Annotated in this window: 21 protein-coding genes; 10 read left to right on the forward strand and 11 right to left on the reverse strand. The window is 67.8% G+C overall.

Features of this window, described 5'->3' with window-relative positions:
* Positions 1-198: 198 nt before the first annotated feature.
* A complete protein-coding gene (locus tag RCO28_RS23140) occupies positions 199-384 on the reverse strand; it encodes a hypothetical protein (RefSeq protein ID WP_308943116.1) in 186 nt (61 codons plus the stop codon).
* Positions 385-899: 515 nt separating this feature from the next.
* Between RCO28_RS23140 and RCO28_RS23145 the strand changes: the two genes are divergently transcribed.
* On the forward strand, positions 900-2,501 hold the full coding sequence (locus RCO28_RS23145; RefSeq protein WP_308943117.1) for an ISL3 family transposase: 1,602 nt from the start codon (positions 900-902) through the stop codon (positions 2,499-2,501).
* Positions 2,502-2,509: 8 nt separating this feature from the next.
* Here the strand turns inward: RCO28_RS23145 and RCO28_RS23150 are convergent, their stop codons facing one another.
* Complete coding sequence (locus tag RCO28_RS23150) at positions 2,510-2,977, reverse strand: SUKH-3 domain-containing protein (RefSeq protein ID WP_308943118.1); 468 nt, start codon at positions 2,975-2,977, stop codon at positions 2,510-2,512.
* A 259-nt stretch (positions 2,978-3,236) separates the two neighbouring features.
* On the opposite strand from RCO28_RS23150, the gene RCO28_RS23155 reads away from it, so the two are divergent.
* Positions 3,237-3,668: a transposase gene (locus RCO28_RS23155; protein WP_308943119.1), complete on the forward strand. Its 432-nt coding sequence runs from the start codon at positions 3,237-3,239 to the stop codon at positions 3,666-3,668.
* A 116-nt stretch (positions 3,669-3,784) separates the two neighbouring features.
* Entirely contained in the window at positions 3,785-4,951 is a 1,167-nt protein-coding gene (locus RCO28_RS23160; protein ID WP_308943120.1) for a transposase, read from the forward strand.
* Between the two features lie 135 nt (positions 4,952-5,086).
* On the opposite strand, the gene RCO28_RS23165 is transcribed toward RCO28_RS23160, so the two are convergent.
* Both RCO28_RS23165 and RCO28_RS23170 read right to left on the reverse strand, forming a co-directional pair.
* The gene (locus RCO28_RS23165) at positions 5,087-5,653 is read right to left on the reverse strand and encodes a hypothetical protein (protein WP_308943121.1); all 567 of its coding nucleotides are present in this window, start codon (positions 5,651-5,653) and stop codon (positions 5,087-5,089) included.
* A 155-nt stretch (positions 5,654-5,808) separates the two neighbouring features.
* Positions 5,809-6,948: a helix-turn-helix domain-containing protein gene (locus RCO28_RS23170; protein ID WP_308943122.1), complete on the reverse strand. Its 1,140-nt coding sequence runs from the start codon at positions 6,946-6,948 to the stop codon at positions 5,809-5,811.
* A gap of 87 nt (positions 6,949-7,035) precedes the next feature.
* Here RCO28_RS23170 and RCO28_RS23175 point away from each other — a divergent pair, with 87 nt between their 5' ends.
* From RCO28_RS23175 to RCO28_RS23185, 3 genes are all read left to right on the forward strand, one after another.
* Positions 7,036-8,091, forward strand: coding sequence for a ferredoxin reductase (locus RCO28_RS23175; RefSeq protein ID WP_308943123.1), 1,056 nt, complete (start codon positions 7,036-7,038; stop codon positions 8,089-8,091).
* An 8-nt stretch (positions 8,092-8,099) separates the two neighbouring features.
* The gene (locus RCO28_RS23180) at positions 8,100-9,218 is read left to right on the forward strand and encodes an acyl-CoA desaturase (RefSeq protein ID WP_308943124.1); all 1,119 of its coding nucleotides are present in this window, start codon (positions 8,100-8,102) and stop codon (positions 9,216-9,218) included.
* A 499-nt stretch (positions 9,219-9,717) separates the two neighbouring features.
* Positions 9,718-10,890: a hypothetical protein gene (locus RCO28_RS23185; protein WP_308943125.1), complete on the forward strand. Its 1,173-nt coding sequence runs from the start codon at positions 9,718-9,720 to the stop codon at positions 10,888-10,890.
* A gap of 374 nt (positions 10,891-11,264) precedes the next feature.
* Here RCO28_RS23185 and RCO28_RS23190 read toward each other — a convergent pair whose 3' ends face one another.
* On the reverse strand, positions 11,265-12,065 hold the full coding sequence (locus RCO28_RS23190) for a LacI family DNA-binding transcriptional regulator (RefSeq protein WP_308943126.1): 801 nt from the start codon (positions 12,063-12,065) through the stop codon (positions 11,265-11,267).
* Positions 12,066-12,111: 46 nt separating this feature from the next.
* Here RCO28_RS23190 and RCO28_RS23195 point away from each other — a divergent pair, with 46 nt between their 5' ends.
* Complete coding sequence (locus tag RCO28_RS23195; RefSeq protein WP_308943127.1) at positions 12,112-12,879, forward strand: alpha/beta fold hydrolase; 768 nt, start codon at positions 12,112-12,114, stop codon at positions 12,877-12,879.
* 26 nt (positions 12,880-12,905) lie between these two features.
* Here the strand turns inward: RCO28_RS23195 and RCO28_RS23200 are convergent, their stop codons facing one another.
* The gene (locus tag RCO28_RS23200) at positions 12,906-13,115 is read right to left on the reverse strand and encodes a hypothetical protein (RefSeq protein ID WP_308943128.1); all 210 of its coding nucleotides are present in this window, start codon (positions 13,113-13,115) and stop codon (positions 12,906-12,908) included.
* Between the two features lie 866 nt (positions 13,116-13,981).
* Between RCO28_RS23200 and RCO28_RS23205 the strand changes: the two genes are divergently transcribed.
* From RCO28_RS23205 to RCO28_RS23215, 3 genes are all read left to right on the forward strand, one after another.
* Entirely contained in the window at positions 13,982-14,956 is a 975-nt protein-coding gene (locus RCO28_RS23205; protein WP_308943203.1) for an ISL3 family transposase, read from the forward strand.
* A 165-nt stretch (positions 14,957-15,121) separates the two neighbouring features.
* A complete protein-coding gene (locus RCO28_RS23210) occupies positions 15,122-15,769 on the forward strand; it encodes a transposase (RefSeq protein ID WP_308943129.1) in 648 nt (215 codons plus the stop codon).
* Positions 15,754-16,092, forward strand: coding sequence for a DUF4333 domain-containing protein (locus RCO28_RS23215; protein WP_308943130.1), 339 nt, complete (start codon positions 15,754-15,756; stop codon positions 16,090-16,092). The genes RCO28_RS23210 and RCO28_RS23215 overlap by 16 nt, the downstream gene beginning before the upstream one ends.
* Positions 16,093-16,323: 231 nt before the next feature.
* Here RCO28_RS23215 and RCO28_RS23220 read toward each other — a convergent pair whose 3' ends face one another.
* The 5 genes from RCO28_RS23220 to RCO28_RS23240 all read right to left on the reverse strand — a co-directional run bounded on the left by RCO28_RS23220 (position 16,324) and on the right by RCO28_RS23240 (position 19,966).
* Positions 16,324-16,836 (reverse strand): hypothetical protein, encoded by a 513-nt coding sequence (locus RCO28_RS23220; protein ID WP_308943131.1) that lies wholly within the window; start codon positions 16,834-16,836, stop codon positions 16,324-16,326.
* Between the two features lie 55 nt (positions 16,837-16,891).
* Positions 16,892-17,389, reverse strand: coding sequence for a hypothetical protein (locus tag RCO28_RS23225; RefSeq protein WP_308943132.1), 498 nt, complete (start codon positions 17,387-17,389; stop codon positions 16,892-16,894).
* A gap of 59 nt (positions 17,390-17,448) precedes the next feature.
* Complete coding sequence (locus tag RCO28_RS23230; RefSeq protein WP_308943133.1) at positions 17,449-18,777, reverse strand: hypothetical protein; 1,329 nt, start codon at positions 18,775-18,777, stop codon at positions 17,449-17,451.
* A gap of 66 nt (positions 18,778-18,843) precedes the next feature.
* Positions 18,844-19,173, reverse strand: coding sequence for a hypothetical protein (locus tag RCO28_RS23235; RefSeq protein ID WP_308943134.1), 330 nt, complete (start codon positions 19,171-19,173; stop codon positions 18,844-18,846).
* Positions 19,174-19,405: 232 nt separating this feature from the next.
* Complete coding sequence (locus RCO28_RS23240; RefSeq protein ID WP_308943135.1) at positions 19,406-19,966, reverse strand: hypothetical protein; 561 nt, start codon at positions 19,964-19,966, stop codon at positions 19,406-19,408.
* Between the last annotated feature and the right edge of the window lie 366 nt (positions 19,967-20,332).

A 20,332-nucleotide genomic window follows, 5' to 3' on the forward strand; every position in this document is an offset into this window, starting at 1 on the left:
CGGTCCGCAGATAGGCGCTCGGGTGCCGGATGCCCCCGCGCGCCAGGGCCTTGGCGAAGACGGTCTGGACGATGTCGTCCTCCGAGGCTACGGACGGCGGGATCTCGTACGCGCGCAGGAGGTTTCGGGCCCGGATGGTCAGGCCGCGGTGGTAGCGGCGGTAGAGGTCCTCACCGGACGCGGTCGACTCCTGCTCCGTCATCGCCTCTCTCCCTCCTGCGCCGGACCGTCAGGCTTTACGCCGGGCGACTTGGACATGCGCCGCGCGCGGATGATCTCGACGCGGGCCTGGGCCCGGTTGCGTACCGCCACACTGTCCAACCATGCCTTGATCCCAGGGGCCACGGCGACCAGGAACGCAAATGCGGAACCGGCGAGCTCCATGCTCAACCTCCTTATCTCGTCCGGCCCTTGAGCGCTTCGGTGGTGCGCGGTGGCCGTTCATAGATAGAGAGTCAGCGGGGCGGGATTCTCTTTACATCCCTCTTGCAGACTCTTTCGGGAGCGTCGTACGCGAGGCACGGAACGGGCGCGGTCCGGGGCCGTTCCGCGCCAGGTGCCCAGCATCGGAGGCTGCCTGAGTCCCCGCCGTCCCCCGCCGCTCGTCCTCCTCCTCTTGCCCGATGGACAGGTGATCCGGGCACGGCTCCACGCCCGCATAGAGAGCGAGCGCGGGTGGCGCTACCCCGCCGACGCCGCCCAGCGCGGTCAACGCCCACCTCGACGAAACGGTCTGCTGAGTGCCCGCAGACCTTGGGGCGCCCGGTGTCCGAACTTCGGTTCTGGCTCGCTTTCCGTGAAGCGCGCACGTTGAGTGACGACTGACGCTCGGATCGGCTTTCGGGAACTTGCCTGAAAATGACCAGTGCCGATCTTGGTGTGGCCGACAGTGCGGCGTCGTGGAAGAGACGTTGCTCAGGCTGGAGGAGCTGTTGTTCCCGTCCATCGCGGACGTGGCGGTGCTGTCGGTGGACGTGAACGACGAGGCGATAAACATCGGGGCCCGAAGTACGGCGGCTGGGGCAGCGTGTCCTGACTGTGGGAGCCGATCGAGCCGAATACACAGCTCCTACCTCCGGTTTCCCGCCGACGTACCCAGTGCGGGACGGCGGGTGGTTCTCCGCCTTCGGGTCCGCAGGTTCTTCTGCCCGGACGCTTCATGCGGCCGGCGGACGTTCGTCGAGCAGATGTCAGGGCTGACCCGGCGGCACTGCAGGTGGACCGAGCGGTTGCGTTCGACGCTTGCCGCGGTCGGTCTCGCCCTCGCTGGCCGGGCCGGCGCTCGGATGGCGCGGGCCTTCGGGGTGTCCGTCAGCCGCAGCGCGGTGTTGCGGTTGCTCGACGCGTTGCCTGACCCGGAGACGCCGGCCCCGCGGGTGGTCGGCGTCGATGAGTACGCCATGCGCAAGGGCCGCGTCTACGGGACGGTTTTGGTCGATGTCGAGACCCGACGGCCGGTTGATCTGTTGCCCGACCGGGAGGCGTCCACCCTGGCCAAGTGGCTGGCGAAGCGCCCAGGAATCGAGGTCGTCTGCCGAGATCGAGCTCCGTTCTTCGCGGAAGGTGCCACAGCCGGGGCGCCTCAGGCGGTCCAGGTTGCCGACCGGTGGCATCTTTGGCACAACCTCGGCGAGGCCGCTGAACGGTGCGTCGCCGATCACCGAGCTTGCCTACGAGGCACGGCGCCCGAGCCACCCAGCCCGGTTGAGGAGCCCGATGCCCGCACGGACAGCTCTGGCTCGCCCTGGCCCACCGGCCACCGGTTCGCCGACCGGACTCGGGCCAACCATGCGGCCGTCCACGCGCTGCTCGCCGCCGGCCACAGCCGCCGCGCGATCCAACGCCAACTCGGCATGACGTACCGCACCGTCAAGCTCCTCGCCGACGCCACCGCGCCCGAGGATCTCTTCCGCGGCCAGTGGCAGGGGCGCCCTTCCGTACTCGATGAGTACAAGCCCTACTTGGACGATCGTTGGAACCAAGGCTCCTCCAACGCCTGGAAGGCGTGGGAGGAGATCGTGCCGCTCGGCTACAAGGGCAGCTACCAGCGAGTTCGTGCCTACTTCCGCGCCAAGCGTCTCTCGACAGATCCGGTCACTGCACCGCCGCCTTCCCCTCGCACGGTCGCCGGCTGGATCCTCCGCCACCCCGACACCCTCACCGAGGCGGAACAGCTCCGCCTCAAGCCCGTCCTGGTCCACTGCCCTGAACTGGATGCACTCACCGGACATGTCCGGTCCTTCGCCGAGATCCTCACCGAGCGGCAAGGCCAGCGGCTACCCGAGTGGCTCGACGCCGTCCGCAACGACAACCTGCCCGGCCTCCACACCCTCGCCGCCGGTATCGACCGCGACCGCGACGCTGCCATCGCCGGCCTCACCCTGCCCTGGAACTCAGGGATCGTAGAAGGGCACGTCAACCGGATCAAGATGCTCAAACGGCAGATGTTCGGCCAAGCCGGATTCCCGCTCCTCCGCAAGCGAGTACTGCTCTACGGGTGACCGACGCGTCAGGACTGCTGTACCACTGGCTCGTACCCCTCATCGATTCGGCGAGGAGCCACGCCGAGAACCAAGCTCTCCATGGCCTGAGGCATCGGTCCGAAGCTGGCAACCCGGGTCTCGACGAGATAGATCACACCCACTTCATCGATGCCCAGAAAGAACCGGCCGTGGTCCAGCTCGCCGAGCGGGTACAGATGGCGCCCGATCGCTTCGCCCCACTCCGTGAAGCGGTCATCTTCGCCCCAGGCCAGCTCGGGATCCAGCTCGAACGGCGTGCGCGCGCAGCTGATCCCTGGCCCGCTGACGTTCACAGTCAAACCGCCGAACTCTTGCAGTAAGGCTTCCGCAGCGTCGTGCATGACGAGGCCGACTGCTTCGAACATGGATCGCCAGCGAGCCGTGTCCACCTTCCGTCCAGGCGTCCATCCCGACGCCTCCAACACCTCATCTACCTCTGGCGACCAGCTACTCATCTGGGGCCCCGACTCCTCAACGCTGGGTGAGCAGTGATCATCTCAGCGGCCGACGTCACTGAACAGCGTGTGTCCGCTTCACGGAAAGAGGGTGCTATTGGTGATCTTCGCTCGGTGGGGTGAAACCACTGCGGCATGCTGTTCGTGCTGGCGGTCGGTGTGCTGCTGTTGTCGAGCGGGGTAGTTCTGCCGGTCGGAGGGGGCCGGGATGGCAAGGGGGTGTGGTTCGGGTCGGGTGGTTCCGCCGCTGACTGTGAAGATGGCCCGGGCGAGCAATCCGCGGGGCACGGCAGCGATGTGGATGCGTGACCGGCTGGACGAGTTGTTCGTGGACGAGGACTTTGCTGTCTGGTATCCGGCGGACGGGCGCCCGGGTCTGTCGCCGGCCCGGCTCGCGCTGGTGTCAGTGTTGCAGTACACGGAGAATCTGACCGATCGGCAGGCGGCGGAGGCCGTCCGGTGCCGCATGGACTGGAAGTACTGCCTGGGCCTGGAGTTGGACGATGCGGGTTTCGACTTCTCGGTGCTGAGCGAGTTCCGTGACCGGCTGGCTGAAGGGGACCGCGCAGACCGGCTGCTGGCTGTGATGGTTGAACGTCTTGCGGCCGCGGGCCTGGTCAACCGCCGCGGCAGGGTCCGCACTGACTCGACTCACGTGCTGGCGGCAGTCCGTCGGCTGAAATCGGGGTGAACTGGTCGCCGAGACCCTGCGGGTGGCTTTGGAAGAGCTCGTGGTGCACGGCGAGGAAGGGCTGGCCGCACTCGTCACCGGGGACTGGGGTGACCGCTATGGCCGCCCGGTCCGCTATGACCGGCTTCCTCGGGGGAGGTGATGCCCTGATCGCCTACGTCCTGCGGGTCGGCGAGGACGGCATGCACATCCTGCGAGCTGTCCATGACGCCGACGCCCCACCCGGACTGCGGGTTCTGCCCGCCGTTGAGGTCCTGCGGCAGGTCTGGGTCCAGCAGTACTGGATCGACGAGGACGGCCGACTGCGGTGGCGGGGACCGAAATCCAGTCGGGACCGGGCAAGCCGCAGGACGACCGAACGGCGCAACACGAGAAAGGCATCGGCGGACGGCCGGCCCGATCCCGCCTCGGCACGAGTGCCGTGGTCAGGCATGGAGATTGTCACTGCGCACGATTCCGAGGCCCGCTACAGCCAGAAGGTCACCGCCGCCGGGCAGCGGGACTGGATCGGCTACCGCGACCACCAGACCGAGACCTGCGACGAGACCGGTCCCAACGTGATCGTCCAGGTGACCACCCGGCCGGCGCCCGAGCAGGACATCGATGCCCTCGACCGCATCCACCAGGGCCTGAGTGCGCAGGGATTCCAGCCTGCTGAACATGTCGTCGACAGCGGATACATCTCGCCCGACAGCATTCACCACGCCGCCCAGCAATGGGACATCCCGCTCTTCGGGCCAGTCCGTGATGACCCACAGGCCGGCAAACGGCCCGGCTTCGCCAAGAAGGACTTCCACATCGACTGGCAAGCCCGCACACTGACCTGCCCGAACGGCGTGACGAGTCCGCCATGGAAACCCACACTCGGCGACGGCCACCCCCGGCTCTCCGTCCTCTTCCCACGCAAAGCCTGCCGCGAATGCGCGGACCGGCTCAAATGCACCGGCAATGCCGAGGGCAAGGGCCGCCACGTCTTCCTGATGCCGCAGCCTCTTCAGGAGATTCAGACGATGGCCAGAGCAGACCAGACGACAGTCGCGTGGCGTCGCCGATATGCGATTCGTGCCGGCTGCGAGGCCACGGTCTCGGAAACCGTTCATGCCCACGGCCTGCGGAACTGCCGCTACCGCGGCATGGCCAGAACCCATGTCCAACACGTACTGACCGCTGCCGGAACGAACATCATCCGGCTCAATGAGTACCTGTCACCGGGCCTCACACCACCCCGAAGCCCCCGGCCCAGAAGCCGCTTCCAAACCCTCTGCCGCAGCCTGCCCACCTGAAGATGTCGGCGTACGCCCGAACACGTGGCCAGTGAGGTACAGCGATACGTCCCCACCCTGTAGGTGGTCGTGCGCAGGTCGGGGAGCCGGGGCTGCCCGACCGCTCCACTACTCGCCCCCGAGGAGTCGTCGCCCTCAGCGGACCGTTGCGCCCAGGTAGTCGAGGGCTGCACGGGCGAATCCCGGTGCGGTACGCGGGCATTGCCAGCGGGCGAGGATCTCCGGCCCGGAGAGATTCGCGGGCTCGGTCTCCTCGTCCTCAAGTTCATCCAGGTAGTACGTGGAGAGCAGGTCCTCGGGAAGCAGGCCGTCGAGGACCTCCTCCACCGGGGAGCTCAGCAGCAGGTCCTCGGGAAGGTACTCGAGCACATCGTCCACCTCGACGTCGTGCGGATGCCAGGCGTGCTCGCACGACTGGCCTTCGTCACGGCGCGCGGCCCGGCGTAGTACGGCGACGACCTCGTCCTCGACTCCCGGGCCGGGGTTGCCGAATGCCACATAGGGGGCGACATGCAGCAGGCCCAAGGTCCAGAACAGCACAAGATCGCCCTGCGGCCCCGATCCCGACACCGCGCCCGCTGCCGATGCCGTTTCGTCTAGCCGGCGGGCGCAGTCCCGTACCGTCTCGTCCTGGTCCCCGGCGGGGTAGCCCTGTCGGAGCGATTCCCAACCACCGAGCAGGTCCTCCCAGTTGTCGGGCACAGGTACACCGCCGCCCGAGCCCGTACGACGATGACGGCCAGGACATGCCCGCCATCGAGGACCAGGCCGCCGCGACCGAGCCGCCCCCGCGCCTTGCTGTGACCGCCGCCTCCTGGGCCGCTCGCGGACGCGGTCGGGGGCGGTCGAAGTGCGCGTCAGCCGGCCCGAAGGCCGAGCGCCAGCGTCAGTTCAAGGACCCGGTGTGGCGATGCGAGATCCGGGAACAGCTCCCGCACCTGCGACATCCGGTACCGGACTGTCTGGGGATGGACGAACAGCGCCGCCGCCACCTCGTCCCGTCTGCCCTGGTGCAGCAGCCACTCCCGCAACGTCTCCTCAAGGCGCCGTGCGGTCGCGGCAGGCAAGGTCCGCAGCGGTGCGAGGGCTCGGGCCCGCAGGTCTGCGAACGCGTCCGCGTCGGCGCTCAGCACCAGCTCGGGCAGGTGGTCCTCGGTGTCGCGGATGTCAGAGGAGAGGGAGCGCGCGCGTACGGTTCGTGCGTACGAGGCGGATGCACGGGTCCATGGCCGGGCCGGGCCGACCACGGCGGTGCGGTCGGTCAGCTGCCGCAAGAGATGTGATCGGTCGGCGTCGGGGACGAGCAGCACACCGGTGGCGTCCGGCAGATCGTCGAGGACGAGGGTGCTCGGGTCGAGCGTGCGGTAGGCAGGCCAGGCCTGGGTGGCGGGCAGCAGGACCGCGGTCAGCGAAACCGGAGGCTGCCACCCCGCCCGTTGGGCAGAGGCAAGGAGCACCTCCGGGCTCGCGCCGGCGAGGAGGTCGCGGGCCAGCTGTTCCAGGTGGCGCTCGTGGGCCCTGCCCCGGGCGGCGAGTTCGTCGGCGTGGCCCGCGGCGCTCGCGGCGGAGAGCTCGTCGATGTAGGCGAAGGTCAGCTCGGCGAACTTGGCGACCTCGGCGGCGGGCAGACCTGCGGGTACGGCACCCGCTGCCAGGCATCGCCAGGCCACGCGGGCGCCGACGCGGTAGGCGCTGAGCAGGGCGTCCATCGAACGGCCGTCGCGCACCTCGCCGCGGCCCAGCTCGTAGGCTGCGTCGCCGGCGTCGCCGCCGGTGGCGTTCCCGCTCGCGAGGTCCAGGTAGTGCCCCAGAGCGGTGCGGACGGCTCGACGGATGGTGCCGCCCATGCGGCCCGAAAGGGCGTTGGCGTAGGGAGGGACCTCGTCGATGATCGCCTGGACGACCTCGTCGGCGGTGGTCTTCAATGCGGCCCGAAGCGCGGTGACCGTCGTCTCATCCAGGGCCAGTTCGCTGGCCCTCCGTGTTACATGGCTCACGTTCTTGTTCCTTGCGAACAATCTTGCCGATCAGATTCACGTCCTACGGTCAGGACTTTACGCCTTGAGGCGCAGCAAGCTGGGGCCATGACGAGTGCAGCCCTAAGCAGCAGGGCGTGGAAACTGCTGGAGATGGTCACGACGCCGCTGCTGCCGTCGGACTACCTCGACCTGGTCAGCCCGCTGCGTGCGGGCGCTGACCTGCGTGGGCGCATCGAGGCCGTGCACCCCGAGACGGGTGACGCCGCGACTGTCGTGATCAGGCCGGGACGGGGCTGGCGCGGTCACACGGCCGGTCAGTATGTGCGGATCGGGGTCGACGTCGACGGGGTGCGCCTGTGGCGTGCCTACTCCATCACCTCGCCGACGAACCGGCAGGACGGCCGCGTCACGATCACCGTGAAGGCGATCCCGGACGGCAAGGTCAGCAACCACCTGGTCCGCAGGGCGGAACCAGGCACGCTGATCCAGCTCGACCAGCCGACCGGTGACTTCGTGCTGCCGCAGGCCAAGCCCGCCAAGGTGCTCTACCTGACGGCCGGCAGCGGCATCACGCCCGTGATGGGCATGCTGCGCGACACCGAGTTCGACGACGCCGCCATGGTCCACTGCGCGCCGCGGCCGCAAGACGTGATCTTCCGCGACGAACTGCACGACCTGGTCGCGGACAAGAAGCTGCGGCTCACCGAGGTACACACCGACACAGACGGCATGCTCGACATCGCCCGTCTCGACGAACTCGTGCCCGACTGGGCCGAGCGCGAGACCTGGGCCTGCGGGCCCGCGGGCCTGCTCGACGCCGCCGAAGCGCACTGGACCGAGCACGGCGTACACGAGCGCCTGCACACCGAACGCTTCCGCCCCAGCATCGTCGTCGCCGGCGACGGCGGCGAGGTCACGTTCAGTGCCACCGGCAAGAGCGTCGACGCGGACGGCGCCACGCCGTTGCTGGACGTCGGCGAGGAGGCCGGCGTGCTCATGCCCTCCGGGTGCCGCATGGGCATCTGCTTCGGCTGCGTCACGCCGCTCAAGGCGGGTGCCGTCCGCGACCTGCGCACCGGCGAGATCACCGAGGCCGATCCGGGCGTCCTCATCCAGACCTGTGTGTCCGCCGCGGCGGGCCCCTGCGACATCGAACGGTAGGAAGCACTTTGACCGCCATCGACCCCACCGCCCACCTGACCGCGGAGCAGATCGAGGAGCTCGGCCGCGAGCTGGACGCGATCCGCGACGAGGTGCTCGCCGACCGCGGCGAGAAGGACGCCGCGTACATCCGTAAGGTCATCTCGGCGCAGCGCAAGCTCGAGCTGGTCAGCAGGGGTGTGCTGCTGTTCTCGTTCTTCCCGCCCGCGTGGCTGCTCGGCACCGCCGGGCTGTCCGTGGCGAAGATCATGGACAACATGGAGATCGGCCACAACATCCTGCACGGCCAGTGGGACTGGATGCGGGACCCGAAGATCCACTCCACCACCTGGGAATGGGATCACGTCTCGCCGGCCGACCAGTGGAAGCACTCGCACAACGAGCTGCACCACACGTACACCAACGTGATCGGCAAGGACAACGACCTCGGCTACGGCATCATGCGCGTCGACGAGGACCAGAAGTGGCACCCCTTCCATCTCGGCCAGCCGCTGTGGAACTTCATCAACGCCTGCTTCTTCGAGTACGGCATCGCAGCGTACGACCTGGAGCTCGGCAAGAACCTGCACAAGCGCCGCCGTAAGAACCCCGAGTTCCGCGCGCGGGCCAAGGCCGTGGGCCGCAAGATCCGCAAGCAGGTGCTCAAGGACTACGTGATCCACCCGCTGCTTTCGGGCCCGTCGTTCCTCACCACGCTCGCCGCCACGTTCACCGCGAACCTGGTACGCAACCTCTGGACCCACTCGGTGATCATGTGCGGGCACTTCCCCGAGGGCGTGCAGGTCTTCGAGCGCCGGTCGATCAACGGCGAGACGCGCGGCCAGTGGTACCTGCGCCAGATGATGGGCTCGGCGAACATCAGCGGCAGCAAGGCCATGCACTTCATGACCGGCAACCTGTCGCACCAGATCGAGCACCACCTGTTCCCGGACCTGCCGAGCAACCGGTACGCCGAAGTCGCGGTGAAGGTGCGCGCGCTGTTCGAAAAGTACGAGCTGGAGTACGTCACCGGGCCGCTGCCCAAGCAGGTGTTCTCCGCCTGGCGCAAGGTCTTCCGGCTCTCGCTGCCGAACAAGAAGCCCAAGATCAAGACGCCGGACCGCGAGCAGGAGCTCGTCGCGGCCTGATTCCCGGTATTGGTTCAGATCTTTCGGCCGTACCGGCGGCACCGCCGGGTTCGGTGACATCCGTTGCGGACAGTGGGGCCGCGACATCGCACCGTACGACACGGGACCCAGGCAGCCCGGTGTCGTCGTGGGTAATGCCGAGGCCGCGGTTGCTGTACAGCGCGCGATCAGTGAACACGCCACGGGAACCGACCGCTATGAACTCGAGATGGCCGTGAAGAAAGCCGTCCGACACCCAGCGCCGCCGGCCGCGGCCACCTGAGGGCTGTCTGCACGGCCTCGTCGCGCACCAGGCACCGTGATTCTCTGCAGAGAATCGCGTGCCGCTGCCGCCCGTGACCGGCCGGCGCCGAGCGCTCGTGCGCTCGGGGTGCTGTTGGTCGTCGGCGTGCTCGGGCTCGTCACCAGCCTGCCGCGTAGTGTTCGGCCACAGGAGCCGAGCTGAGCGAGCCGGATGACTCGCACCGGCCATCGGTGAGTCCGGCGGGAGGGTGAGCGGGTGCACGACGGCGAGGCCGAGCGGCCCGATGCGGTCCGCTGGGAGCCGGTGCCCCCAGCCGCGGTGGCGGCCGCCGAGCGCCTGACACATCGCGTCGACGTACTCGCGCGCCAGGTCGTCGATGTCTACGCGACTGCGGTACTTCCCGATCCCAGCAAGCATCCCGAGGAGCTGGATCTCGAGGTCGCCGCGGCCGCCAGGCACTTCCTGCGAGGGTTCGCCCTGGCTCTCGCCGAACGCCGGGCCCCGTCAGCGCGGGAACTCGAACTTTTCCGTGAGAACGCCGCACGCCGAGCCGAAGAGGGCATGGATCTGCGGACCGTCCTGTGGGGACAACAGGTCCTGGCGCGTACCGCCTGGCAGGCGCTTGTGCAGGAACTGGAGACGTCGGCGCCAGCCACACTGGAAACGGTGGGCGACCGGCTGTTCCGGTACTGGTTCGCCTTGGTGGACGCAGCGACGACGGGTTATCTGGAAGGCCGCCACCCGGAGCAGGAACCACGCACCCGCGAGGTGACCGCGGCGCTGCTCGCCGGCCGGCCCGCCCAGTCGCTGGCGGACATCCATGGCATCCGCCTCACCAAGGCGCACGTCGTCCTCGCGTTGCGGTTCGCCGACCACCCGCAGGAACTGCTCGGCGGCGAGACTGATCGCCTCGCCGCGGGCACCCGGAAACTTCGCCGTGTGCTGCTCAGGCTCGCCCGTCAACTCGGCGAACCTCCGCTGGCCCGGCTGGATCCCAGCGGCGGCGTCGTCCTCATCCCCCGCGCCGCGCCGGATGCGGGCATGCCGCCGGACCTCTCTGACAGGGTCGCCGAACTGTGTGCTGCCGCCGGGGCCGGGGCCGCACACAGCCACACCAGAGCCGTTCCACGCGACCCCCGCCCGGTGACCATGTCTCCCAATTTTCGTTACCAGGCGGGCCGGATTTCGTCGGTTCCCCACCCACCAGGTGAAGTCTCCAGCCCACGGGGCCGCTCCGCTTCTCTCACACCGGGGGCGGCCCCTCTCCTCATCGGGCACCACGAGCTTCCCCGCCGGCGTCACCCCACCCGCCTGGATCGACGTCTACGCCCAACTCCCCCTCGACCTCCTGCAGCACATCGGCCCGTACGCGTGCGCGCCATCGGCTACGACCAGGACAAGCGAGAGCAGGGCGACTCCCTCGCCTAGGTCGCCTCAACACCGGAAACCCTCACGGCCTGCCTGCCCGCGTACCAGCCCGAGCGGGCCCGGATCGTCGCCATCGGACGGCAGGACTGCGAGCACGCCGAAGCCCACCTCCACATGGACCGTGATCGCTTCAGGGAACCGCCCCCACTCGATCAAGCGAGGAACCGGCACGACAGTTCGACCTGCCTCACCCGCTTTACCACGCGATCACCGCGCGACCGGTGCCCCAGTCATCCAGCGAACGCAAAGCCCCCTGCGTAGGAGCCGCCTGGCTGACAGGCCGCTCAGAATCCCGGTCGAGAGGCGCCAGGGAAGGAGAGCAGCCCTCCCAGGATGGTCGCGCATCGCGGGAGCCCGGAACTCTTGATCGCCGATCAGCTTGAAGGAGGTGCCGTTGATTCACGGAGGATCATGCGGCCTTCCACTCGGATCCGGGACGGCTCCGCAGAGCTGTCGCCGTTGATCCTGGACAACAGCACCTGTGCGGTGATCATGCCGATCTCGTGCATGGGGTGGGCGAAGGCGGTGACCGGTGGCCGGCAGATCTCGAACCAGTCGGTGTTGCCGAACGCGACCAAGGACAACTGGCCGGGGATATCGAGGCCCAGGCGGTTGGCTTCGTGCAGCACCCCGAGCGCGAGGTCGCCGCTGGAGGCGAACACCGCGGTCAGGGCCGGGTCCAGGCCCATCAGGCGCCGCAACGCTTCAGCTCCCCACATCGGCGTGTGCTCGCGTGCCATGACGTAGCAGTCGGGCAGCCCGTTCTCTCCCAGTGCGGCGCGAGCTGCGGCGACGCGTTCGCGGGCGTTGCTGAACTGCAGGTCGCCTGCGATGACGGCGATGCGTTCGTGCCCCAGTGACCTCAGGTGGTTGATCAGGTTCGCTGATCCGTCGTCCTCGGCGCACTGGACGCTGTCCACTCGGGACCGACCGGAAGCGCGCATCATCTCCACCACCGGCACGTCGAAAGCTTCCCGTGCCTTCGGGCGGGCGGAAGGGACCAGCACGATCCCGTCCGCCTGCGAACCGCTCCGGGGTCGTCGGCCGCTCGTTCGCCCCGAACGACATCCGGTCGAGCCTTCCCGACCGACTGCACTCAGATGTCGTTGGTGGGACGCGACGTGCAGCGCGTGGCATGCTGCTCGTCGCTCCACGGTGGCACCGGCAGGTGTCACTCTCGCCTCTGTCCCCGATCAGTTCCTGCCTAGGTGAGCACCACAGATGAACGAAAAAGTGAGATTCCCCAGCGTCGTCGGCCCCGAACTGGCCGGGGTGATCGACCTGCCGGAGGGCGAGGTGCGGGGCTGGGGCCTCTTCGCGCATGGCTTCACCCTCGGCAAGGACTCGCCGGCCGCCTCTCGTGTCAGCAAGCAGCTGGCCCGCGAAGGCATCGGCACGCTGCGCTTCGACAACCTCGGCATCGGCGACTCCGACGGCGACTGGGGAGACGGGTCCTTCACCGTCAAGGTCCAGGACACCATCCGCGCCGCAGCCTTCATGGCCGAGCGCGGAACCCCCGTGGACCTGCTGGTGGGGCACTCCTGGGGAGGCGCCGCTGCCCTCGCCGCCGCCCGCGAGATCCCCGGCCTGCGCGCGCTGGCCACGATCGCCGCGCCCGTCGACCCCAGCCACGTCGAGCGGCAGTACGACTCGGTCCTGGACCGCGTGCTCAGCGACGGCTCTCACCAGTGGTTCGTCGGCGGGCGCACCCTCGTCCTCAAGCGCGCCTTCGTCGAGGACGTCCGCAAAGCACACCTGCGCGACCGGATCGGTGAGCTGAACCTTCCGCTCCTCGTCGCGCACTCCCCCACCGACTCCACCGTTGACATCGACAACGCCGCAGAAATCTTCCAGGAGGCCCGGCATCCGCGCAGCTTCATCTCACTCGAAGGGGCGGACCACCTGCTGACCGCGCGGGGGCAGGCGCAGCGGGCCGCGCACATCATCAGCGCCTGGGCCGACCAGTACCTCGACGAGCCACGGCCATGAGCAACTGCAGTAGTGCCATCCTGTGTTCAGTCAGTCGCAATGCAGGTGTCGTCGCCGTTCGCGGCCCGGACGAGTGAGACGGACGCAGCCTGCAGAGCGACGGCCTTGATGGGGTCGGGCAGGCAGTCGAAGGCCTGCTCGTCCTCTGGGTAGTTGCTGTAGATGGAGGCGAGCAGCCCTTCCATGGTGTCGTGCAGATCGGTATCCGGATTCTTGACGATGAGCTGGCCGAACATGCGCGGGAAGGTCGTGCGCCTGACACTGGCTCCCCCACGAGGCCGGCGAGGTGCTCCTTCGCCTTCTTGGTGGCGAACATGTCGACGTCCTTGTGTGTGCGCACCTGCAGGTACACGCGGGTCCGGTCCGGCGAGATGTTGTTGGCCTGCAGGTGCGCGGTGATCGTGCCGATCGTCAGGTGCTGGTGTTCCAGTGCGTCGGTGAGCGGGTACAGCACGATCCGTGCCCACTCCGCGTAGGTGTCCGGCTGGTAGGCGTGCCCGAGCACCTCGTTGAAGTACTGGTTGATCTCGTTGACGTGGTGGCGCACCAGCAGCGGAAGTTCCGAGGGAACAGGAGCGTTGGCGTGCAGCGCGTTCGGCGCGAAGTACTCGTCCTCGACACGGTCACGGTGTTCGAGACGTCTCGCCGGATGTCGTCGAGGTGGGCTTCGTAAGTACCGCCCTGGACTCGGCGGCGGGCCCCGGCCTGGTGCTTGTCGCGGTGGTTGGGGTTCAACAGTCTCGTCCCTTCAACGCGTGCGCGCTCGGCCCCGTGACCCGGTGCGCGCTGCGTGAGGTACGAGCTTTCACCGGTGTGCTGCGCTGCTGCCAAGCCACTTCCGGCCCTGAGGTCCTCCGGTCACGGGCCGAAGGAGAAGGCGGCCGAGGCCGACGCAGACGGCCCGTATGTGGAACAAGCGCCGGCGCCTGAAGGTCACGATGTTGGATCTCGCCCTTGGCTTCTCAAGCTGTTGCGCTCGGACCTGTCAACGGTCATTTCGAACTGGCTCTTCGGCACTTTCTGTGAAGCGGTTGGGGTAGCCCTCCTGGGTGGGGATCATGCCTGTGGCCTGCTGAAAGTCCTGTTTCCGTACCTATCCGATGTGACCATCGATGAGTTGGTCAGGAGCGGCAGTTCCGTACGCTTCACCGCGAGATGCACGGTGCCAACGGCGAGGTGTCCCGGGTGCGGGATGTCTGCGAGGCGGATCCACAGCCGGTACATGCGAAGACCTGCGGACACGGCGGTCGGCGGGCAGCCCACGGTGATCAACCTGCAGGTCCGTCGCTTCCTCTGCGACAACAGCGACTGCGGGAAGCAGACGTTCGCCGAACAGGTCGAGGGCCTCACCTTCCGCTACGGACGACGCACCGTGCACTTCCAACGGGCCCTGGAGCAAGTGGCATTGATACTCGGCGGGGCAGCTGGTGAACGCCTTGCGACAAGGTTGGCCATGCCGGTCAGCGGCTCCACACTCCTGCGGCTGATCGGGCGCCTGGAGCTGCCGGCGGTCCCCGCGGTCGAGGTCCTCGGCATCGACGAGTTCGCCTTCCGGCGCGGCCGAAAGTTCGGCACGATCCTCATCGACATGCGCTCGCGTCGCCCCGTGGATGTGTTGCCCGACCACACGGCGGACACGTTCGCCGCGTGGCTCCAGAACCGTGATCATGTCCGCACCATCTGCCGGGACCGTGGCGGGTCGTTCGCCGAAGGTGCCCAACGGGCCCTGCCCGGGGTCCCGCAGGTAGCCGACAGATGGCACGTCCTGCACAACCTGGCCACCGCCGTCGAGAAGGCGATCCGCCGTCATCGTCCCTGCCTCCAGCCACCTGGACCCCTGCCCGATCCGGACCCTGGTGCCGAGCGCGAACGGCCCGTGGTCACGCGCTCCGAGGAGAACACCCAAGCCCGGTGGCAACAGATCCACCCCCTGTACGCGAGGGGCATGAAGATCGACACGATCAGTCAGATCACCGGCTACGACCGCACCACCGTGCGCCGTTACGCGCGCGCTGCCTCCCCGGAAGAACTCATCCGGCCCCGACCGCGTCGCCGCACCAACCTGGACGCGCACTAGCCTTACCTGCTCGCTCGCTGGACTGAAGGATGCGACAACGCGCAGATCCTGCGCGACGAGATCGCCGCTCGCGGCTACACCGGCTCCCGCAAGACCGTCCGTCGCTTCCTCAACTCCCTCGGCGACAGCACGAAGCCGTCGTCCACGTCGACACCTCCGCTGCCCGTGGCGGATGTGGTGCGCTGGATCATCGGACAGCCGGAGAACCAGAGCGAGACCGCCCGGCAACACCTCAAGGACCTCTGCGACCGCTGCGAGTACATCGCTGCCACGAACCGTCTCGCTCGCAGCTTCACCACGATCCTGCGAGGCCGCGACGGCCACCGCCTCGTCGACTGGCTCGAGGAAGTCGAGCAGAGTGAACTCAAGGAACTGCACGTCTTCGCGAACGGCGTGCGCAAGGACCTCGCAGCCGTCGCCGCCGGCCTGACCGTCCCCTGGAACTCCGGCCCCGTCGAAGGACACGTCAACCGGATCAAGATGCTCAAACGTCAGCACTACGGACGTGCCGGATCGACCTCCTCAAGCGCCGCATCCTGCTCGCCAGTTGATCGGCTTCACGGAAAGTGCCGAAGAGCCACGATCAAGAGGCCGTTGACAAACTCGCCGTCAGACCACGGAAGAACACCGGCCCGATCAGTCGGCTCTACGTCAAAGGCGTGGGCACCCAGAAAGACCGCCAAGCATCTCCTGACGACGAACCGTCAAGGAAGTCCTGAGACCTCACGCCGACACCACTGGCTGGTAGATTCCCGCGTGTCAAGGGCGTGTCATGAACACTCGACCAAGGGAGCGCAGTGCAGCAGGCGGTAAAGGGCCGGATAGCGGCTAGGGCAGCGGTGGGGGTGCTGGCGATGATGCTCTGTGCGGGCTGCTCGTTCAGCGTCGGTAGCTCGCCCGAGACGGTGAGCAAGGAAGAGGTTGCAGAGAAGGCCTCAAAGGCCCTGGCTAAGCAGGTCGGCCGGGAGCCCGACGACGTCACCTGCGACGAGGCCCTGAAAGCCGAGGTCAGTGAGACTGTGCGCTGCACACTGACAGCGGACGGCCAGGCGTACGGCTTGACGGTCACTGCGAAGTCCGTCACCGACGGCAGGGTCGACATGGACTTTAAGGTCGACGACTCTCCCAAGAGCTGAGCCCTCATGCAGTTGCCGATCCTCAGATCACAGCCTGCGGATCGGCAGTCGTCCACCCAGCATGGGCCATTGTCCGGGGTGTGAAGGTCCCATGGGGAAGAGTTTCCTGGGCCGGCGCCGAGAGGTCGGTGAGGACGGCGGGACGGAGTCCAAGAAGTAGGTCAGGCGGCTTGCCCTGTGACGGAGTGGCAGCGTTTGTGGGAAAGGCCTTGTCGGCGCAATTGTCGTGCGTCACAGCTTGCCGGTGATGACTCCGCGCCAGGTCCATCCCGCGCCCAGGACGGTGTCCTGCAGGGGGTTCTTCAGGTCGGAGCTGTCGAAGTGGAACGTCTCGGTGGCTCCGGTGTTGCCGTCTTCGCCGCCGCCCAGCGTCCAGCGCTTGGAGACCGTCCGTACCTGGCCGCGTTGGACCTCAGCCGAGATGGCGAGGCTGGGCGTGTTTCCGACCCACGTGACCTCGTATTGCTGATCGAGGGAACGCACTTCGTTGTTCTCCGGAACCAGACGCATGCGTACCTGGAACACTCGACTCACTTGGGTGCGGACGAAGAAGGTCTGCCAAGCCGGATCCAGGATGCGCCACTCGGCCACCAGATCTGCGCCCTCCTCGCGGCCGTCCCTGATGACGTATGGGGCGTCAGGCTGGTTGAGGCCCAGCAGGGCCGCATGCACCTCGGCCGCGGATCGCGCGGCGGTGCCGTCGGCGGGGCGCTTGGTTCCGGTGAGTTTGTCGAAGAGTCCCATGAGATCAACCTACGGGGAGTGGGTTTGTCGGTGTGAGGTGCCGCCGGGGGCGTGCTTAGGAGGCTGCGCCTGTGTCCGGACGGACCGTGCGCACAAAGTCCTGGAAGTCGTCCAGGACTTCGTGGTGCTGGGCCGCGGTGGATGTCAGGACCAGGCGGATCACCGCTCGCTTTCCCGGATCGGCGACATCCAGCAGGGACAGGTACACCTGGGACTGGACGAGGTCGCGAGACACCCCACCGACGACGGCTGCGACGGCCAGTGTCTGGGTGAGTCCCGGTGCGTCCGCAGAGCCGATCTCGCGGCTTGAGGTGACGTTGACCGTCGCGTCGGCCTGACGCAGGCGTTCCACGGACTCGTGGGCGATCTCGGGCAACGTCGCCGCGTCGGGACGGTACTCACCGTCGATCGTGATGTTCGCGGTGAAGCCCGCGTCCGGTTGCGGGTAGAGCGCGATGAACGCCGCGCCTGGTGCACCGACTTCGTCCGGTGGTGCGGCGTGCCAGCTTTCCGGCAGTCCGAACTCGATCGGCACGGGCAGGGTCGTGGCCATTTCGGGCCCTCCTTACTGTGGCGGTGTGCCTACGTCAGTAGGCCTGCGGGGAGCGTGAGTCAGAACAGGCTGCCGACCCCGTCACCGACCCAGTCAGCCGCATCACCAACGGCATTGGCCGCATCGCTCGCAGTATCGGCGATCTTCCCCGGATCAACGGTGACCTCGAAGCCCAGCTCGCCGCCGAGCAGGACGGCAGCACCTGCCTTGGCGCCGATGTGCCACTTGCCATCCTCGCCCTTGCCAAGCGTTGCCTCGGCCTCGGCGCCGATTCCGGCCCAACCCTCGACCGTTCCGCCCGCCCCGATGCCGCCGAGGTCCGCGCCACCCGCAGCGGCTGCCTTCGCCCCGGCGAACGCTTCCGCGCCCGCGTGCAGCCCGTCGAGGCCGGCCCCGGCGCTGACACCGGCCTCGGCACCAGCCTTGGCCTCCGCCCGTCCGTACACCCCGACGGGGCCGGCGTCGGCGGTGCCCTTGGCCGAGGCTTCGGCGCCCGCGAACGCAGTCGCCTCGCCCTTGATGCCTTCATTGGTGATGCCGCCGGCCGCGGAGGTCTTGGCGCCCGCATAGGCTTCAGCCTCGCCGGCGAGCTTCATCGGGCCGTTGGTGAGCGAGCCCTCCGCGCTCGCGCGGCCGAGGTCGGCGTGCGCTTCAGCTTCGGCCAGCTTGCCGCTCGCGGCGTTCGGTCCGGTGGTCGAGGCGTCGGCACCGGGCCCGGATGCTTCGCCCTCGCCTTCGGCAACCCACCCCTCGGGCTTCCTACCGGCGCCCTTCTTCTTCAACTCCGCCGCACGGGTTGCGTCGGCGTCGGTGAGGGAGGTGACGACCTTGGAGTTGAAGTCGCTTCTGCTCTTGCCGAGATCACGGCGCAGGGCCCAGCAGGCAGTCTCGTCGGCCTCGGCGGCGCGCTTCAGAACGCGTTCCATGCGGCGGGCGAATGCCTCGCAGATCTCATGCTGTTCGCGGATGGCGGCCTGGCCATCCGGGTCGTGGCGGGCGCCGGTGTCCTGGGAGAGGTCGTTGCGCGGAGTGACGGTGCCGGTGGCGCTGACCTGGAGATCCTGTTCCTTGGCTTCGACGTCGGCAAGGCGGTGGAGATCGTCCTTGGCCTTCTTGAGCTCGGTGTGCAGTGATGTGAGAACGCCTGCGATTCCTTTGGCTTCCTTGTGGGCGTTCTCGTACTGCTGTTGGGCGGCGCGCACGTCGTTGTCGGCCTTGGCCGCCGTCAGGATCGGCTGGGTCCAGTCGGCCTGTCTGAAGGGGCGGGCCACTTGATCGCCGTAGGCGGTGTGCAGCCCTTTCAGCTTGGTGGCGGATTCTTCCCAACGGTCAGCGGCTGCTTTGAGGTTGCTGAGGTTGAGGTGGTACAGCTGCTCATACTTCGGCATGGAGTGGCGATTCCCCCGTGGCGTCGTGCGTCGAACTGGCTCTCTAGCGGCGGTGAAGGGCCTGCTCTAGCCGAAGTCGCTCCGCAAGGAATCCATGTTGTGTGTGTTCGCCACTTCAGTGCGCTGGTACAGCATTCCCGATCTGGCGCACTGGCCGGCGAGGCTGTTGCAGTCGGCCACGAGCGCGGAGACTTGAGCCGACCAGATCTCCGCCAGGCCGGTGAGCGCCTTGTCCAGCCCACCGTCCCAGTTGTCGGTGCCGAAGTCCCGGGATGCCGAGCGTGTCTCGTCCACCGGATGAGCGCCGGCGCTTCGCGTCTGTCCTGCGATCTCGCCCGCGCCGGTGCCTGCACGGCTGAGCGCTGCCGGATCCTTGATGTCCGTCCCGGCTGACACGCCATCTCCTCATCTCGTTTTTACGACCCGCTTGGAGCCGGAGGTGTCGGATTTTTGACACGCCCACGTCGACGTTGAGTCTAGCTCCTGGCCATTCACCGGAGTTGAGTGAGCTCCCTACTCGTACGGACTTCCGCCCCTGAAGCTGCCCCGCTCGGAGGGGTACGGGTGTGCCGGTCGAGGTGGCCGCGGCGCGTTCCCCGGGCGTGAGGGTGGGCCGTTCGACGGACCGTCAGCCGCCGATCAACGTGCCCGGCGGGATCTCCGTGTTCCTCGCCTTGTCGCCCAGCTGGTCGTCGTACTGGCCCTGACGCCAGACCAGCAGCTTGAACTGCTCCGGAGTGAGCACGCCCCGCCACGGGGTGCCGCCCGGGCAGAACACGCCCTCGCAGCCGTAGCAGTAGTGGGCCGGGCTCCACAGGGGGTCGGCGACCGCATGGGCGGCCTCCAGGATCTTCCGCTCCCGGCCGTCCTTGCGGATGACCTTGATGGTGAAGACGATTCCGAGGACCGCGATCGCGCCGCCGATCGTGAACACCAGGAGCTGCTTCTGCACGCCGAGCCACGCGAGGAGAAACGTGACGCCGGCGCCGGCCGACAGACTCAAGATCACACCCTCGATGAAGTGCGAGCAGCCGTCGTGGCTGATTGCCGGACCTCTCGCCAGCCGATTCTCCAGGTCCTTCTTCATCGAGCCCTTGCCGGACCACGCCTTCCCGACCGTACGCACCTCGTTCCCGCCACAGCGCGGGCACTGCGGAACGACCTGCTGAGTTATACCTTCCGATGCCATGAACGGGACGTTAGTACGGCGCCGGTGAGACCCGACGAACACCCCCGTCGCCTCTACTTCCGCTCCACTTCCCGCAGTTGCTCAAGCTTCACCCCCTCAGCCGCCTCCGCACGACGGGCCGCCGTTTCCGCCACCACACCAGCTGACCGACGTACCGTCGGAGAAGAACGCCGGGGTCGTGTACGACGAGCTGTTGGCCCGCGTGCGGGCCGCGGTTTCCATGTGCGTACGGAACGCCCGGTCCGGGATGACTCGGGAGCCGTCCCGAGCGACCAACCGTACGAGGCGAACTGGCAGGTCTGAGCCTGGAATTGACGTCGTGCCAGGCTTCCGGCGCGGGTCAGTCGCGAAGCGGTCAGCATCTTG

The sequence above is a fragment of the Streptomyces sp. LHD-70 genome (genome assembly GCF_031157275.1).
Classification (GTDB): Bacteria; Actinomycetota; Actinomycetes; order Streptomycetales; family Streptomycetaceae; genus Streptomyces.